16 protein-coding genes are annotated in these 15,756 nt (G+C 48.6%); 9 read left to right on the plus strand and 7 right to left on the minus strand.

What is annotated here, in order from left to right:
- The first annotated feature begins 3 nt into the window (after nucleotides 1-3).
- The 8 genes from SYN_RS07400 to SYN_RS07435 all read left to right on the plus strand — a co-directional run bounded on the left by SYN_RS07400 (nucleotide 4) and on the right by SYN_RS07435 (nucleotide 7,078).
- The gene (locus SYN_RS07400) at nucleotides 4-786 is read left to right on the plus strand and encodes a uracil-DNA glycosylase (RefSeq protein ID WP_083756468.1); all 783 of its coding nucleotides are present in this window, start codon (nucleotides 4-6) and stop codon (nucleotides 784-786) included.
- A gap of 12 nt (nucleotides 787-798) precedes the next feature.
- A complete protein-coding gene (locus SYN_RS07405) occupies nucleotides 799-2,109 on the plus strand; it encodes an NfeD family protein (protein ID WP_148202520.1) in 1,311 nt (436 codons plus the stop codon).
- 26 nt (nucleotides 2,110-2,135) lie between these two features.
- Nucleotides 2,136-2,885 (plus strand): slipin family protein, encoded by a 750-nt coding sequence (locus tag SYN_RS07410; RefSeq protein WP_011417454.1) that lies wholly within the window; start codon nucleotides 2,136-2,138, stop codon nucleotides 2,883-2,885.
- A gap of 44 nt (nucleotides 2,886-2,929) precedes the next feature.
- Nucleotides 2,930-3,235 (plus strand): LiaF transmembrane domain-containing protein, encoded by a 306-nt coding sequence (locus tag SYN_RS07415; RefSeq protein WP_011417455.1) that lies wholly within the window; start codon nucleotides 2,930-2,932, stop codon nucleotides 3,233-3,235.
- Nucleotides 3,236-3,261: 26 nt separating this feature from the next.
- A complete protein-coding gene (locus SYN_RS07420) occupies nucleotides 3,262-3,990 on the plus strand; it encodes an MtnX-like HAD-IB family phosphatase (RefSeq protein WP_011417456.1) in 729 nt (242 codons plus the stop codon).
- 223 nt (nucleotides 3,991-4,213) lie between these two features.
- On the plus strand, nucleotides 4,214-5,158 hold the full coding sequence (locus tag SYN_RS07425; RefSeq protein WP_011417457.1) for a L,D-transpeptidase family protein: 945 nt from the start codon (nucleotides 4,214-4,216) through the stop codon (nucleotides 5,156-5,158).
- Nucleotides 5,159-5,202: 44 nt separating this feature from the next.
- Nucleotides 5,203-6,522, plus strand: coding sequence for a L,D-transpeptidase family protein (locus tag SYN_RS07430; RefSeq protein WP_041584859.1), 1,320 nt, complete (start codon nucleotides 5,203-5,205; stop codon nucleotides 6,520-6,522).
- A 265-nt stretch (nucleotides 6,523-6,787) separates the two neighbouring features.
- Entirely contained in the window at nucleotides 6,788-7,078 is a 291-nt protein-coding gene (locus SYN_RS07435) for an Lpp/OprI family alanine-zipper lipoprotein (protein WP_011417459.1), read from the plus strand.
- A gap of 126 nt (nucleotides 7,079-7,204) precedes the next feature.
- Here SYN_RS07435 and hemW read toward each other — a convergent pair whose 3' ends face one another.
- The 4 genes from hemW to SYN_RS17050 all read right to left on the minus strand — a co-directional run bounded on the left by hemW (nucleotide 7,205) and on the right by SYN_RS17050 (nucleotide 11,461).
- On the minus strand, nucleotides 7,205-8,407 hold the full coding sequence (gene hemW, locus SYN_RS07440) for a radical SAM family heme chaperone HemW (RefSeq protein WP_237671280.1): 1,203 nt from the start codon (nucleotides 8,405-8,407) through the stop codon (nucleotides 7,205-7,207).
- A 1-nt stretch (nucleotide 8,408) separates the two neighbouring features.
- On the minus strand, nucleotides 8,409-10,205 hold the full coding sequence (lepA, locus tag SYN_RS07445) for a translation elongation factor 4 (RefSeq protein ID WP_011417461.1): 1,797 nt from the start codon (nucleotides 10,203-10,205) through the stop codon (nucleotides 8,409-8,411).
- Nucleotides 10,206-10,326: 121 nt separating this feature from the next.
- Complete coding sequence (locus tag SYN_RS07450) at nucleotides 10,327-11,001, minus strand: adenylate kinase (protein ID WP_041584860.1); 675 nt, start codon at nucleotides 10,999-11,001, stop codon at nucleotides 10,327-10,329.
- 256 nt (nucleotides 11,002-11,257) lie between these two features.
- Nucleotides 11,258-11,461: an FmdB family zinc ribbon protein gene (locus tag SYN_RS17050; RefSeq protein WP_083756524.1), complete on the minus strand. Its 204-nt coding sequence runs from the start codon at nucleotides 11,459-11,461 to the stop codon at nucleotides 11,258-11,260.
- Between the two features lie 259 nt (nucleotides 11,462-11,720).
- On the opposite strand from SYN_RS17050, the gene SYN_RS07460 reads away from it, so the two are divergent.
- Complete coding sequence (locus SYN_RS07460) at nucleotides 11,721-12,908, plus strand: pyridoxal phosphate-dependent aminotransferase (protein WP_011417464.1); 1,188 nt, start codon at nucleotides 11,721-11,723, stop codon at nucleotides 12,906-12,908.
- Between the two features lie 92 nt (nucleotides 12,909-13,000).
- Here the strand turns inward: SYN_RS07460 and SYN_RS07465 are convergent, their stop codons facing one another.
- Genes SYN_RS07465 through SYN_RS16245 form a run of 3 tightly spaced genes read right to left on the minus strand, consistent with a single transcriptional unit; the run spans nucleotide 13,001 to nucleotide 15,599 of the window.
- Nucleotides 13,001-13,291: an acylphosphatase gene (locus SYN_RS07465; protein WP_011417465.1), complete on the minus strand. Its 291-nt coding sequence runs from the start codon at nucleotides 13,289-13,291 to the stop codon at nucleotides 13,001-13,003.
- 20 nt (nucleotides 13,292-13,311) lie between these two features.
- A complete protein-coding gene (gene ligA, locus SYN_RS07470) occupies nucleotides 13,312-15,327 on the minus strand; it encodes an NAD-dependent DNA ligase LigA (protein ID WP_041585516.1) in 2,016 nt (671 codons plus the stop codon).
- Between the two features lie 2 nt (nucleotides 15,328-15,329).
- Complete coding sequence (locus tag SYN_RS16245) at nucleotides 15,330-15,599, minus strand: hypothetical protein (protein WP_049749939.1); 270 nt, start codon at nucleotides 15,597-15,599, stop codon at nucleotides 15,330-15,332.
- Nucleotides 15,600-15,756 lie beyond the last annotated feature (157 nt).

A 15,756-nucleotide genomic window follows, 5' to 3' on the forward strand; every position in this document is an offset into this window, starting at 1 on the left:
GAGATGAACGAATCGGATATCTTGAAAGACGAATTGTACACGCTGGTCCGTTCCTTAAAAAACCAGATCGAGCTTGCGTGGGAACTTCGACATCCTTTATCGTGGACGACGGCGGAGGGAGATCAGAAATCGCCATTCCTCGGAATGAAGCTGGCCTCAGGGGTGCATGAACAAGATGTGAAGGAATCGTTGATCTCCTCCGACATCACCGGTCCAGCGGACAATCCCCTGGAAACACTGGATGATATTCGACGTGACATGGAAGCGTGCCATCGCTGTCCCCTTGAAAAAACGCGGAAAAATCTTGTCTTCGGCGAAGGCAATCCCCACTCGGAACTGGTTTTCGTGGGAGAAGCGCCCGGCGCCGACGAAGATCTTCAGGGAAGGCCCTTTGTGGGACGCGCCGGTCATCTCCTGACCAGAATTATCGATGCCATGGGACTGAAAAGGGAGGATGTCTATATCTGCAACATCCTGAAATGCCGTCCTCCGGGAAATCGAAATCCCCTGCCCGAAGAAATCGAAGTTTGTGAACCCTGGCTGATCCGACAGCTGGAAGCGATCCGTCCACGGATAATCTGCGCTCTGGGCACCTTTGCGGCTCAGACCCTTCTCAAAAAGAAGGGAATTCCTATTACCGTTCTTCGTGGACAGTTTCATGACTATCATGGAATTAAACTGATGCCTACCTACCATCCCGCATATCTTCTGAGGAATCCGGGAGCAAAAAGGCAGGTTTGGGAAGATGTACAGAAAATCATGAAAGTTCTGGAAGCGGGTCAATAAATGGAAAACAGGATGAAACGCTTACGTCAAATCTTTGCTTTTTTGTCGGGATTGCTCATTTTTTTCATGCTCCTGGGAATCTGCTTTGCGGCCCATGACGAGGAAAAGAAACCCGTCTTCGACGTTATCAGAATCAATGCAGCGATTACCCCTCCTGTAGCTGATTATATTCTTCAGAGTCTTGATGCGGCGGGAAAAGCTGGGGCTGATGGCCTCATTATTCTCCTGGATACCCCTGGCGGACTCGATCTGGCGATGCGGGATATTGTGAAAGGAATCCTCGGGGCGCGTATACCCGTAATTGTTTATGTATCTCCGTCAGGAGCAAGGGCGGCCTCAGCGGGAATGATCATCACCATTGCCGCCCATGTCGCGGCGATGGCGCCGGGAACCAACATCGGCGCGGCCCATCCTGTAGGAATCGGCATTGGCGGCGGATCTGACAAGGTCATGATGGAAAAGGTGGAAAACGACGCTGTTGCGTATGCCGTGAGCATTGCGAGGCAGAAGGGAAGGAACGTCGAATGGGTGGAAAAAGCAGTCCGGAAAAGTGAATCGATTCCAGCCGATGAAGCCCGGCAGACTCGGGTTGTCGACTGGGTTGCCGGAGATCTGAATGCCCTGCTGGAAATGATGAATGACCAGGAAGTTCAGATCCAGGGCGGCGTGAAGATCATCAAGACCAAGGGCGGCATTCTGCGGGATCGGAAGATGAATCTCCGGCAGAAGGTGCTGACGACTCTGAGCGATCCCAATATCGCTTACATCCTTCTGCTTGTCGGGCTGGCCGGCCTTTATTTTGAATTCGCTCATCCCGGGGTGATTCTTCCCGGCGTGATCGGCGGCATTTCGCTGATCATGTCTTTTTTTGCGCTGCAGACTCTTCCAGTCAATTACGCAGGAATTGCGCTGATTCTTTTCGGCCTGATTCTCTTTATTGCTGAGATTAAAGTGATCAGCCACGGGCTGCTTTCGCTGGGAGGCGTCATTTCTCTTTTCCTGGGATCACTTCTGCTCTTTGATTCCCCCGAACCGGCACTTCGGGTTGCTCTGAAAGTCATGATCCCGGCTTTGATCATCACTTCATCTTTTTTCATTTTTATTGTGAGTCTGGTTATCAAAGCGCAGGTTAGAAAAAAACATACCGGCATTGATGAATTAATAGACGCGGAAGGAATTGCCCTGACTGATATCCATGAAAGCGGTAAAACCTTTATTCGTGGTGAATACTGGGATTCCTGGAGCGAACATCCGATTGAAAAAGGTGAAAAAGTCAGAGTTGAGCGCGTTGAGGGGATGAAAATAAAGGTGACGAAAAAATAATTTGTATTAACAGGGGAGGATGGATTATGTATACGCTTGTTGTTCTGGTCGTTCTGGTCGTCATGTTTCTCGCGTCGGCTATACGGGTTCTCAATGAATACGAACGTGGTGTAATTTTTCGACTGGGTCGGGTGATTGATGTAAAAGGGCCGGGCCTGATTATCCTGATTCCCGTTGTGGATCGGATGATCAAGGTCGACATGCGGACAATCACCATGGATGTACCTCCTCAGGACGTGATCACACGCGACAACGTTTCGATCAAGGTTAATGCCGTTGTTTATTTCCGGGTGATGGATGCAAACTCGGCCGTTATTCAAGTGGAGAACTTTCTTTATGCCACCTCGCAGCTTGCCCAGACCACCCTCCGCAGTGTATGCGGACAGGTTGAACTGGACGAAATTCTATCTGAAAGAGAAAAAATCAATCTTCAACTACAGGAAATTCTTGATCGGAGTACAGATCCCTGGGGAATCAAGGTTTCTCTTGTCGAGGTGAAGCATATCGATCTTCCTGAAGAGATGAAACGGGCAATGGCCAAACAGGCGGAAGCGGAACGGGAACGGCGGGCAAAGATCATAGCGGCGGAAGGTGAATATCAGGCGGCGCAGAAGCTCATCGAGGCGGCAGCGCTGATGAGCACCCAGCCCATATCTGTGCAGCTCCGTTATCTGCAGACTCTGAACCAGATCGCTGCAGAAAATAATTCGACAACGGTTTTCCCCGTTCCCATCGACCTCTTCGGTCCCTTCCTGAAAGGAAAAGACAAAGAATGACTCCGAAGGGAAAGGTAAAAGCTGCATAGGATAGGGAAAAAAAATTGAAAGACAAAAGTGCCATTTTGACAGGGGGGTTGGTTCTGATTGCCCTCGGTATCCTCATTTTTCTGCAGAAAACCACAACATTCGGATTTGATCGGAGCTGGCCCATTTTTTTGATCGTGATCGGCGGTGGAATACTGATAAAGAGATTAGGTGATCTTGGAGGCTGGATCATTGCCGCCGTTGGGGTCGGATTTTTTCTGCTCAGAAATGGGCATCTCCACCTGGGTGAATTATCAGCCTATGTTTTGCCACTGTCACTAATACTGGTGGGGGCGGGCATGGTCTGGAAGCATATCAGGTAAATACGGGTCAAAGGGCGGTACAAAAAATGGACAAAAGAATTCTGATATTATGTGATTTTGACGGCACGACCTGCCTCAATGATATTGGAAATCAAATTTTGAACCGTTATGCAAAAGGATGGCGGGAAATCGATCGGGCATACTGTGCCAATAAAATCGGCTCGCGCCTTGCCTATCTGCAGATACAGCCTTTATTCCACGGAACTAAGCGGGAGATGACGGACTATGCTCTGCATCACGAAAAAATCGATCCTCACTTTCAGCCCTTTTACCAATCCTGTAAAGAAAAAGGCATAGACTTGAAGATAGTTTCCGACGGCCTGGATTTTTATATTGCTTCCGTACTTCGTAAGTACGATCTGCAGGAAATCGAATTTTATTCCAACAGGGTTGTCTTCCAGAGCAATGCAACCCTGTCCATAGAATTTCCCTCCCCCCGCAACGGCTGTCATCTTTGCGGAACTTGCAAATCAACAATTCTGAATTTTTACCGGGAATTTTATGATCTGATTATTTATGTGGGGGACAGTTATTCCGATGTCTGTCCGGCCATGATTGCCGATCTCGTGTTTGCGAAGCCCATTCTTTCCGAGAAATGCCGTAAAAACGGGAAGGCCTGCATTGCTTATGAAAATTTCCGGGATGTAGGGGAATATCTGAGCAAATTTCTGGAGGAGCCGGCAGGCGACGAAGAATCGCCATTCTGGGATGTTGCAACAAAACAGGGAAACTCGCGGCATCAGGAGAATCTCTGAAATATTGCCGTTTTTGTCACTGTAAAGCATTTGTCTGAATTTAATTGCTTCCTGTCCTGCTGGTTTTTAAATCTCAACGGCTCATGCAGCATCTCAAATCGCCAGAATCAAAAAATGCAAAATTCTAATTTGTAATGAAGTAGCTATTTTTGAGGTAAATAAGTAATAGGAACCGGACAGGTTCTGCGTTCATCAAAAATATACACGACTGCCGAGGAGTATAATGGATAAAAAGCGAAACAGAACAGGCGCGCTTCGCTCTTTTTTATTTGCCTGCGTCATCACAGCACCGATTCTGATATGCGCCTGCAGTCACTATATGGCCAGGCCATCCTTCGGGGAAGCAAATGAATATTTCAGTCAGGGAAACTATATAGCCTCTCTGAGTAAATATGAGCAGATAATGAAGAAATATCCGGCGGCAGGAGACAGGGTTCTTTTTGAGATGGGTATTATTTACGCATACCCTGGAAATGAGCAGAAAGATTATCAGAAATCACTGGAATGTTTCCAGAAGCTCCTGAAGGATTACCCGGAGAGCCGGTACAGACAGGACAGCGTGGAGATGATCGCTCATGTCGATAATGTCGCGATAAAAGATAAAAGGATTATCGCTCTGCAAAAACAGATTACGACTCTCGAACAGGAGCTTAAGAGCAGGGATAATGAGGTTGCTGCATTGAGAAAAAATATTGAAGCTCTTGAACGTGAACTCAAAAACAGGATTTCTGCAATCCCGAATATGCCGGCGGACCGGATACTGATTGAAAAGAGAAAACGAAGATTGACATTGATCGCAAGGGACAAGGTGCTCAAGATGTACAAGATAGCCCTGGGAGGTAACCCGGACGGTCCGAAAATAAGACAGGGCGATAACAAAACCCCCGAGGGGACCTACATAATCGATTCAAGGAACAGGGATAGCCGATATCACCTCGCCCTTCACATTTCCTATCCAAATGACGAAGACAGAAAACGGGCAAGGCGTTTGGGTGTCTCGCCAGGTGGCAATATCATGATCCACGGTCTGAGGAACGGTTTTTCGTGGATTGGAGATTTTCACACAGCAAATGACTGGACTAAAGGGTGCATTGCCGTTACGAATGAAGAGATAGAGGAAATTGCCCGTTTAGTGCGAAATGGTACAATTGTTCACATTTTGCCATAAAATGCCTCAATACCATATCACAATAATTGGATCTTATTTGGCCCATGAACCGTAATTTTAAACCTGAAAACATATTCAAAAGACTTCGTCTTGTAACAGTTGCATTTATCTTTATCTTAACTTCCCATGGATGCGCCGTACTGTACAACATTCCGGCTAAATCCCTGCCATCTTCAGGCGTTCCGGACGAAAGAATTGAACGAAATGATTTTTCCCTCACAAAAGACGCCGATGTCATCGGCCCGCTGATATACATGAGGCTTGAAAAAGAGGATACACTTCCTGACATCGCAAGACACTTCAGTTTGGGAATCAATGAAATCAGTGCAGCGAATCCCGGTGTGGATATATGGGTACCTGAGGCTGGTGAACGGATCATGCTGCCACTGAGTTTTATCCTGCCGGATGCTCCCAGGAAAGGCATCGTTATCAATCTGGCCGCCATGAGACTTTTTCAATTCAAAGGAGACGGCAAGTTCCTGACAGTGTCCACCTATCCGGTCGGGATCGGTTCTGAGGAACGACCGACACCTATGGGGCAAATGTATGTGCAGCGCAAAACAGCCCGTCCGACATGGCATGTGCCTGCTTCAATTGCTGAAGATCATCGGAAAAAAGGAGATATTCTTCCCGCTAAAGTTCCTCCGGGGCCTGATAATCCCCTGGGTGAATACGCACTGTATTTGAGTAATCCAAGTTATCTGATTCATGGAACGAATAAACCGGCCAGCATCGGTCTCAATGCAACCAATGGCTGCATAAGACTCTATCCGGAACACATAAAGAAACTGTATGAGAACACCCCGGTTAATACACGTGTATCCATCGTTAACCAGCCATATCTGGTCGGTCAGCGTAATGGTGTTGTTTACATGGAAGTCCATCCCTCATTGGAGAACTCTGCCGCGGCTGAATTAAACAGGATATATGCAAAACTGAAAACTGCTGAAAGAAAATCGGCTCGGAAGATTGACTGGAAAAAGGTTGGGGAAGTCCTGACCGAGGCACGGGGAATTCCTGTTCCCATATCTGGTCCCCCTCAGGAAAATGCCGACGGCGCTTTGAAAACGATAGAAGTCGCCCATCCGGTAAAATTGTATGGCAGGCCGGAAATACCGGAGCTGAAGGTGGATTCGTGGTATGTCATGGCTGCTGACCAGAGCGATCGAACAAACGCGATGAGGATCGCTGCCATCATAAACCACCAGGGGCCGCAAATCCCGGCAAGGATTTTATCAAAGGGCAAAAGCTATCGTGTCATTGCCGGTCCTTTCAATAACCTCACTGATGCGAGAGATGCAGTCAAACGTTTGAAAATCGATTTGGACATCAAAGGCATTTTAATTGAACCTGCGGGCAAGTGATAGTTGATGACGTTTTTTCTGTTCATCGTTGCAATTTAAATAATACAGGAATACAATAACATGCAGGGGCGTGAGATAATTGTGGCAAAATTACATAGAATGTCGTATCTTCCTTTAAAAATTGGGGAGTCCTGGAAAAAATGGACAATGTGCTGATCGTATTTCTATTGAGATTATGAAAAGGGGTCGAAATAATCAGCGCTTCGAGGAATTCTTAACAGTCATTTTCATACGGTAAAATAAACAAAAAGGAGGTGATTAGAGGATGAAGAAAAGTGTCTGGATGATTTCAATCATGTTTTTCCTCTCTATGACTTTGGTGGGTTGTGCAACGAAGGGCGACTTAGAGAAAGTGCAGGCTCAGGAACAGCAGATTAATCTGAAAGCTGATCAGGCGTTGAAGGCGTCTCAGGATGCCAACGAGGCAGCGATCAAGGCAGCCGAGGCCGCCAAGATGGCTGAGGAGAGAGCGGTAGCCGCCGAGGAAAGAGCGAAAGCCGCCGAGGAGAGGGCTGAGCAGGCTGACACAATGTTCAAGAAATCAATGAGGAAGTAAGCCAATTTTTTGAGTGTGATCGTTAACTTTAACTGCAGGGTTACGGAAAGAGAGATGGCAGGATTTTGAAACCCTTCCATCTTTCTTTCCCTGCCCAGTGTTATATGAATTAAGTTTTTCCTCCTGTTAGAGCAGGGCCAGGCTGTCGGCCAGGGCCATACCGGTCCGGGTTGGCTGGAGGCGGCCGTTCACGATTTTCAGATGTCCTGCATCAAGAAGCAGTTCATAATCCCTTTCCTTTACAGACCATAGATTCCATCCGAATTTCTCTTCAAAATCGTCAAGATCTATTCCCGCGCTGGTACGGAACCCGAGGAAAAGAGCCTCGAATTGCAGTTCCTCCCTGGTCAAATTTTCGCAGAACTCCATGGGCAGTTTGCCTTGATTCAGACGCTGGATATAATCTTCCAAAGATCGAACATTCATCCAGCGCTTCTCTCCATCAAAGGAATGAGCGGAGGGACCGAGCCCAAGATAAGGAATATGATGCCAGTATTTCGAATTATGACGGGATATTCGGGAGTCTCCGCGGGCAAAATTGGAAACTTCATAGTGACAATATCCTGCTTTCTCAAGAAATTCCGACGTGTCCATAAATAATTCAAAAAGTTCGTCATTATCCGGCGTGAGAATAAGGCCCTTTTTGTAAGATTGCCCAAGAGGTGTCTCAGGTTCCACCGTAAGCTGATAACAGGATAGATGCGGAATCTGAAAGGTTAACGCCTGTTCCAGAGTCTTTATCCATGTATTGCGTTTCTGTCCGGGAATTCCATAAATGAGATCAATTCCGAAATTGCCGAAACCGGCCTGAAGGGATGCCTCAATGGCCCGGATTGCCTGCCTGCCGTTGTGCCTTCGGCCCAGAAATTCCAGGATATGGTTGTCGAAGGACTGCACCCCGATATTCAATCTGTTGATTCCCAGTGAGCGCAGTTCTTTCATCACGGAAACCGAGATATCCGCCGGATTTGCTTCCAGGGTAATTTCCGCCTCTTTGGAAATTTTAAAGTGCTGGTGGAGATGTTCAAGAAGACGGTTCAGTTGATCCGGGCGTAAAACTGAAGGAGTGCCACCGCCAATATAAAGCGTGTCAAAGAATTTAAAAACTTTGCCGCGGAGGTTCATCTCCCGGCAAATCGCATCCAGAAAATCGGTAATCCTGCTCAGTTCTGTTACAGAAAAAAAATCACAGTATCGGCATTTGATTTCACAGAAGGGTATATGGAGATAGAGACCTGGATTATCCTCGGCCCTTCTCTTCCCGACCGGTTTGGAGGACTGACTCTTCGGTTTTTGCATGGAAATGAAGAAGTTATGGTGAACCTGCATGTCAATCCGCATCCGATTTCAATACGGATAGAAAAGCGCTCTGGGGTATGCTGACCTGCCCGATCATCTTCATTCGTTTTTTGCCCTTTTTCTGTTTTTCCAGTAGCTTTCGTTTCCGTGAAATATCCCCGCCGTAGCACTTGGCGATTACGTCCTTTCGAAACGGCGTAATCGTAGTTCGGGAAATGATTTCACCGCCGATTGCGCCCTGAATAGCGATCTTGAACATCTGTCGCGGTATTTCCTCCTTGAGACGTTCGCAGGCCTGGAGGCCGCGCGCACGGGCCCTATCCCGGTGAACGATCTGGGAGAGGGCGTCAACCCGTTCCCCGTTGACCAGGATGTCCAGCAGAACCAGTTGACTTTCCCGATAGTCGATCAACTCGTAATCAAAGGAACCGTAGCCTTGAGTGACAGATTTGAAGCGGTCATAAAAGTCATAGATCACTTCGGCAAGAGGCATTTCGTAAAGAAGTTCCACACGGCCGGGGCTGGGATAATTCAGAGTCGAATTCACTCCCCGCTTTTCCATGCATAGTTTCATCACAGCCCCGAGATACCGTTCCGGAAGCATCAGCGTTGCTCGGATGTAAGGTTCCTCGGAAAGTTCGATGGAAGAGGAACCCGGATAATGCGCCGGATTGTCAACATAAACGACGCTTCCATCCTTCAGGGTAAACCGGTAACGGACACTGGGAACGGAGAGGATAATCGACTGATCATATTCCCGCTCCAGTCTTTCCTGAACGACTTCCAGATGTAGAAGGCCGAGAAACCCGCAGCGGAATCCCTGCCCCAGGGCGGCAGAGGAATCCTTCTGATAGATGAAGGAGGCATCATTCAGTTGATATTTCTCCAGAGCGGCCTTGAGATCATCATAATCGTCGGAGGCAATGGGATAAATCGAGGCGAAAACTACGGGTTTGACCTCACGGAATCCCGGGAGCGGCTGTGAACAGGGTCGGTCATCGAGGGTGATCGTATCTCCCGTCCGCACGTCCGAAACGGTCTTGACTCCGGCAATGATATACCCCACTTCTCCAGCAGAAAGGCAGTTCCTCTTTTCCCGCTGAAGCAGAAAATGTCCCACCTCTTCCACCCGATAGGTTGCCGAATTGGACATGAAGCGAATGGTGTCTCCGCTTTTGACGGTGCCTTCCATAATCCGGCAGTGGATGATTGTTCCCCGGAAGGGATCATAGTGAGCGTCAAAAATCAGCGCCGCCAGCGGGGCTTCGGGATTGCCCCTGGGGGGTGGAACGCGCTTCACGATTGCCTCCAGAATATCTTGGATGCCGATACCTGCCTTTGCAGAGCACTTCAGATGTCCCTCGGAATCGAGACCGAGTTCGTCATCAATCTGTTCGATGACCCGTTCCACATCCGCTGAAGGCAAATCGATCTTGTTGATCACCGGGATGATTTCGAGATTGTGTTCCATGGCGAGATAAAGGTTCGCCACGGTCTGCGCCTGAACGCCCTGGGCCGCATCGATGAGCAGCAGAACGCCTTCGCAGGAGGCAAGCGCCCGGGAAACCTCGTAGGAAAAATCCACATGACCCGGAGTATCGATAAGATTCAGGCTGTAGGTTTTTCCGTCTTTCGCCTGGTAGGGAAGGGTGATTGCCTGACTTTTGATGGTGATTCCCCGTTCTCTTTCGATGTCCATGTTGTCCAGCATCTGATCCTTGAACGTTCGTTCATCCGATATTCCCGTAAACTGGATCAGTCGGTCGGCCAGTGTGGACTTTCCGTGATCGATATGGGCAATGATGCTGAAATTGCGTATGTGATCCATTGATATATCCTGTTGGAGATTTGTAAAATTCTTGCTCCTGTTTTCCTTTCGAATGAATTCAGATAAAAAAGCCTTCCGGAAGAGCTGGAAGGCTTTTTTTGCGTCAGAGAGAAGTTGAAGATCAGGAAAGCTTTTTGAGCAGATCCTCAGAAACTTCCTTTACACCGGGCAGACCATCGACTTCTATGACCTTGACCCGATCCTTGAAAAAATTGACGGCGGCCAGCGTACCGGTCTTGGTGTCGTAGTAAATGCCATGACGTTTTCCAATCGCTTCCTCATCCTGATCATCGGCACGGGTGCTCAGTTGATCGCTTCCGCACACCCGGCATACCATCTTGCCATCCTTCTCCGCCGGCTTGATGGCGTCGATGAAGATGTTGTTGGGATGATTGTTATCCACGGCACAGAGTCTTCTGCCCATGATCCTGTTTTTCGATGTCTGCCGATCGAGAACGATCTCAACGACATAGTCCAGTTTGATTCCTTCCTTCAGCAGGGCGTCCCACATCGCTTCCGCCTGTGCCAGATTGCGGGGGAAACCGTCGAGCAGCCAGCCGGTCTTGCAGTCGTCCTGTTTGATACGATTAAGAATCATGGGGATGGTGATCCCATCGGGAACAAGATCTCCCCGGTCGATATAGGCCTTGGCCTCTTTTCCCAGCTCCGTCCCCTTGGAGATGTTTTCTCGGAAAATGACCCCGGTTTCAATATGGGGGACGTTAAATTTCTTCTGTACGATAGCACCCTGTGTTCCTTTGCCACTCCCATTCGGTCCGAAAATGAGAATATTCATGCCCGTGAAGCTCCTTTCGTCTGAGAAATGCATTTTGTCAAAAAACTGCCTCCTTATAATTGATTAAACATCTTTTGGCAATGAGAAAATGAATCCCCACCCCTGGGAAAACACATCCGTGAATGGGACGCAAAAGATAAATGAAAACAGCTGATGAGGAATCGGATGAGAGGAGAGTGACATATCGGAAACAGGCTTAAGCGGTGCTGAAGAAAAAACACCGGGCTGTGGCACACTGCCACAGAACTCAGTGGGCTCAGGTGCTGCAGGAGGTGGAGGAACATGAGGAACATTCCGACGAGGAGGCGCCGCCGAATGTTCCGCCGAAAACGGACATAAGTTTTTCAACCTGGTCTGAGCTGCAGTCGGGACAGAGAACTTCTCGTTTTTCAGAAATCGAAAAAAACAGGACTTCAAAAACCTTTTTGCACTGCCTGCATCGAAATTCATAAATCGGCATAAAAAGATACTCCAAAAGCGGTCTTGTTCAAAAAGCCCGGTCTTCCTCGCATGGAAGAGACCATGCCGTTATTGAAAGCATGAAGTTTCATATAAATAATGCGTCACATCTTGTCAAGAAAATCAGGGGAGGCTCATGTAAAATATTCCAATGTCTTATTGACGACTTATCGGTGCTGTGTTAAGTACTCGGCAGCAGTGAAAATATTTTCCCGCAACTTGATCAATCGCCCCGGGGAAGAGGCGGAAAGGGAGTCGGCATGCCTATTTCAAATAAAATTCATGGACTGATCACGCGATCCTCCTGGATCAGAAAAATGTTTGAGGAAGGTTTGATTTATAAGAAAAAATACGGTCCTGAGAATGTGTATGATTTCACGCTGGGCAATCCTAATGTTCCGCCTCCCTCGGAGTTCGGAGATGCCCTGCTGGAAGTTGCCGCCCAGTCCATTCCCGGCAAGCATGGTTACATGCCCAACGCGGGCTATCCTGAAACCCGGGAAGCGATCGCCGCTTATCTGACTGCCAAATTTCACATACCCCTGACAGCTGATCACATTATCATGACCTGCGGCGCCGCGGGAGCTTTGAATGTGACCATGAAGACGATTCTGGATCCAGGCGATGAAGTGATTATTCCAACCCCCTATTTTGTGGAGTACGAATTCTACGTGGACAACGCCGGAGGGATAAGCCGCCTTGTTCCAACAAAGGAGGATTTCAATCTCGACCTGGAGGCGATTCGTTCAGCCTTTACGGAGAAAACCAGGGCCGTTCTGATCAATTCGCCGAACAACCCGACCGGGAGAGTCTACGACGAGGAAACCATCCGGGGACTTGCAGCCATCATCGAGGAAAAGGGCAGACTTTATAACAGAGCAGTTTACCTGGTTTCAGATGAGCCATACAGTGACATCGTTTATGACGGGATCAAGGTTCCCTTTATTATGGAGTGCTGCAAGAACAGCATCATTGCTTTTTCCTATTCCAAATGCCTTTCTGTACCGGGGGAGCGCATCGGATACCTTGCCTTGCATCCGGAACTTGCCGATCTGCAGGACGTCCTCAGCGGGATGATCTTCTGCAACCGGATTCTGGGATATATCAATGCCCCCGCCCTGATGCAGAGGGTGATATCCCATATTCAGGGGGTACATGTCAATGTGGAAGAGTACAAGAGGAAGCGTGATCTGCTCTGTGAAGGATTGAGCGCCTGTGGATATTCCTTTGCCAAACCGGAAGGAACCTTCTATCTCTTTGTGCGTTCACCCATAGCGGATGATGTGACTTATGTCCGGGCGCTTCAACTGCGTCGCGTTCTCACCACGCCGGGAATCGGGTTCGGCGGGCCGGGCTACTTCAGAATCGCATACTGCGTCGATGACGCTGCAATCACAAACGCCATGCCCGGCTTTGCAGACACGTTGAAAGAATATCAGAATCGATGAGAAATCATTGTAACTGTGAAGATTCAGGCGTGATCCTTTCATCAGGCTGAATTCCCCATGGCATGGCAGGGTCAGTCATTGAGATGACCGTCTCATGATGCTCTCTCGTCGTATAGGATGCGGAAGTCGTCAAATTCTCCAGTATACGTTTCCTCACAAACATCCAGATGTTCCACAATGGCATGAGAGGGTCCCTGGCGGCACCAGTCAATCAGGGCATTGACCTCCGGAGATCTTCCTTCAAAAACAGCCTCTACCCGACCATTGGGAAGATTTCTGACCCAGCCGTTGACGTGGAATCGCAAGGCTGCCTTGCGTGTATGGGCACGGAAAAATACTCCCTGAACCTTTCCTTTCACGTAAACATGAACACGCTTCATCATTTTTATTATTCAAACGATTCTTATATTTTGCCTGCCAATCTCAGAAATTCTTCCTCGCTCAGAATGGCGATGCCTGCTTTCTGCGCCTTCTGAAGTTTGGAGCCCGCGGCCTCGCCGGCCACCACATAATCTGTTTTTTTAGTCACGGTACCCGCCGCCTGACCGCCCAGTGATTCGACAATCTGCTTTGCTTCATCCCGGGTCATTCTGCTCAGGGCACCCGTAAAGACGAAGGTCTTTCCTGTCAGCGGGGCAGAGCGCGGGGAAATTGTCTCCAGAGGACTGACACCGGCTTTTTTAAGTTTTTCAATCACGCGCCGATTCGAAGCATTGCGGAAAAATTCTAAAATGCTGCTGCTGACTTCGGGTCCGATATCCCGGATCGCAAGAAGTTCGTTTTCCGTTGTGTTTATCAGAGCATCCAGAGTACGAAATCGACGGGCGAGAATTTTGGATATATGCTCCCCCACATGACGGATTCCAAGGGCAAAAATGATCTTGTCAAGTGAGGGGTGCTTTGACAGTTCGATGGCGGACAAAAGATTGGATACTGATTTTTCCGCCATCCGCTCGAGATTCAGAAGCGCGTCATGGCTCAGATAATAGAGATCCGCCGGGTCATGAATAAGCTTCTGATTGACTAACTGAGAAACCAGTTTGTCTCCCAGTCCTTCGATATCCATTCCGCCTCGGGATACAAAATGTTGAATATGCCTCCGAAGCTGGGCTGGACAGGACAGACCGATGCAGCGATGGGCAGCCTCTCCGGCGAGGCGGACGACCTCCGAGCCGCATTCCGGGCATGTATCAGGAATTTTAAAAGGTATCTCCCTGCCGGATCGATTTGATACGATAACCTTGACGACTTCAGGGATGACATCTCCCGCCCGCTGAACAAGAACAGTATCTCCAATGCGGATATCCTTCTTGTCGATTTCGTCCTGATTGTGAAGTGTGGCCCGGCTGACGGTGACCCCGCCCACTTTCACAGGGGTCATGAGGGCAACAGGGGTCAAAGTACCAGTCCTTCCCACATTGACGATAATGTCCCTGATCACTGTCGTCGCCTGCGTCGCGGCGAACTTGCAGGCCACCGCCCAGCGCGGACTGCGGGATACCGCGCCAAGACGAGTCTGAAGGGACAGATCGTCTACCTTGATTACCATCCCGTCAATTTCATAAGGCAGTTCATTTCTCAGGTCCTGAAGCTCGCGGTAAAATTCAATGCACTTCTCAATGCCTTCAACCTGACGGATAAATGGATTAACGGAAAATCCCCATTTCTTGAGGGCATGCAGCACATCGTGGTGATACGTGAAGGCCCGTCCTCTCACAATCCCTACAGCGTAACAGAACATCTTCAGGGGTCTTCTCGCGGTAATGGAGGCATCAAGCTGTCGCAGAGATCCGGCAGCGGCGTTTCTGGGATTGGCGAAAGGGGGTTCACCCGCGGCCAGCCTTCGTTCATTGAGCTTTCGAAAAGCCGCCGTTTCCATGTAGATTTCACCGCGGATCTCGATCTGTTCAGGCAGCCGTTCATCAGAGCCGTTCTGGATTTTCAGGGGGATTGTATGAAGAGTGCGAATGTTTTGAGTGACATCTTCACCTTTGGCGCCATCCCCACGGGTTGCACCTGTTGTCAAGACGCCGCTGCTGTAAATCAGATTAACGGCAACACCGTCAATCTTGGGTTCTACAACAAAGGAAAGCCTTTCCGAACTGTCCAGAAAGCGCTTTAAACGCCTGTCAAATTCCAGAATTTCTTCTTCAGAAAAGGCATTGGCCAGACTCAGCATGGGAGACAGATGAACAGCCGGGGCAAACTTGCTCAAGGGGGCGGCGCCGATCCGCCGGCTGGGAGAATCTTCCGTCAGCCATTGAGGAAACTGCTTTTCAAGGGCAATCAGTTCCTGGAGCAGGGAGTCGTATTCCGCATCGGAGATTTCCGGGTCATCCAGTTGATAATAGCGTCGATTATGATATTCGATCCGGGCTTTCAGATCTTCAATATTTTTGCGGGCGCTTTCGGCATCCATCATTATTTGACCAATCGGAGTTTTGGCTTATCTTTTGGAGATCCGGGCTTTTTCGGATCTTTGTTCTGCATTCGAATGAGCTGCTCATTGAAGATTTGATTCTTCACGCGAACAGCATTGATAAGAAAAAAAATAATGACGGACTTTTCCCAGTTCCGGGATGTTTCGAAGTGTTCCATCTTGTTCTTGTATTTTTCCCAGAGGCCAGAGAGGGAAGCCTCATCCAGATTCAGAATGGTTTCCGATATTTTATCCAGCGAAGACTCAAGCATGATCAAACTCCAGCAAATATATTCGCGCCAATTTAGAACAGCCATAACCGATATGTCAAATTCAAACATAATCCGATTTCATTTTCACATTGTGCGTTCGGAATTTCATCAGGCAGGCAGAAATCATGTTCACATAAAATTCTTGTATTTTGATCAG

It is taken from the genome of Syntrophus aciditrophicus SB, from assembly GCF_000013405.1.
GTDB classification, from domain to species: Bacteria; Desulfobacterota; Syntrophia; order Syntrophales; family Syntrophaceae; genus Syntrophus; species Syntrophus aciditrophicus.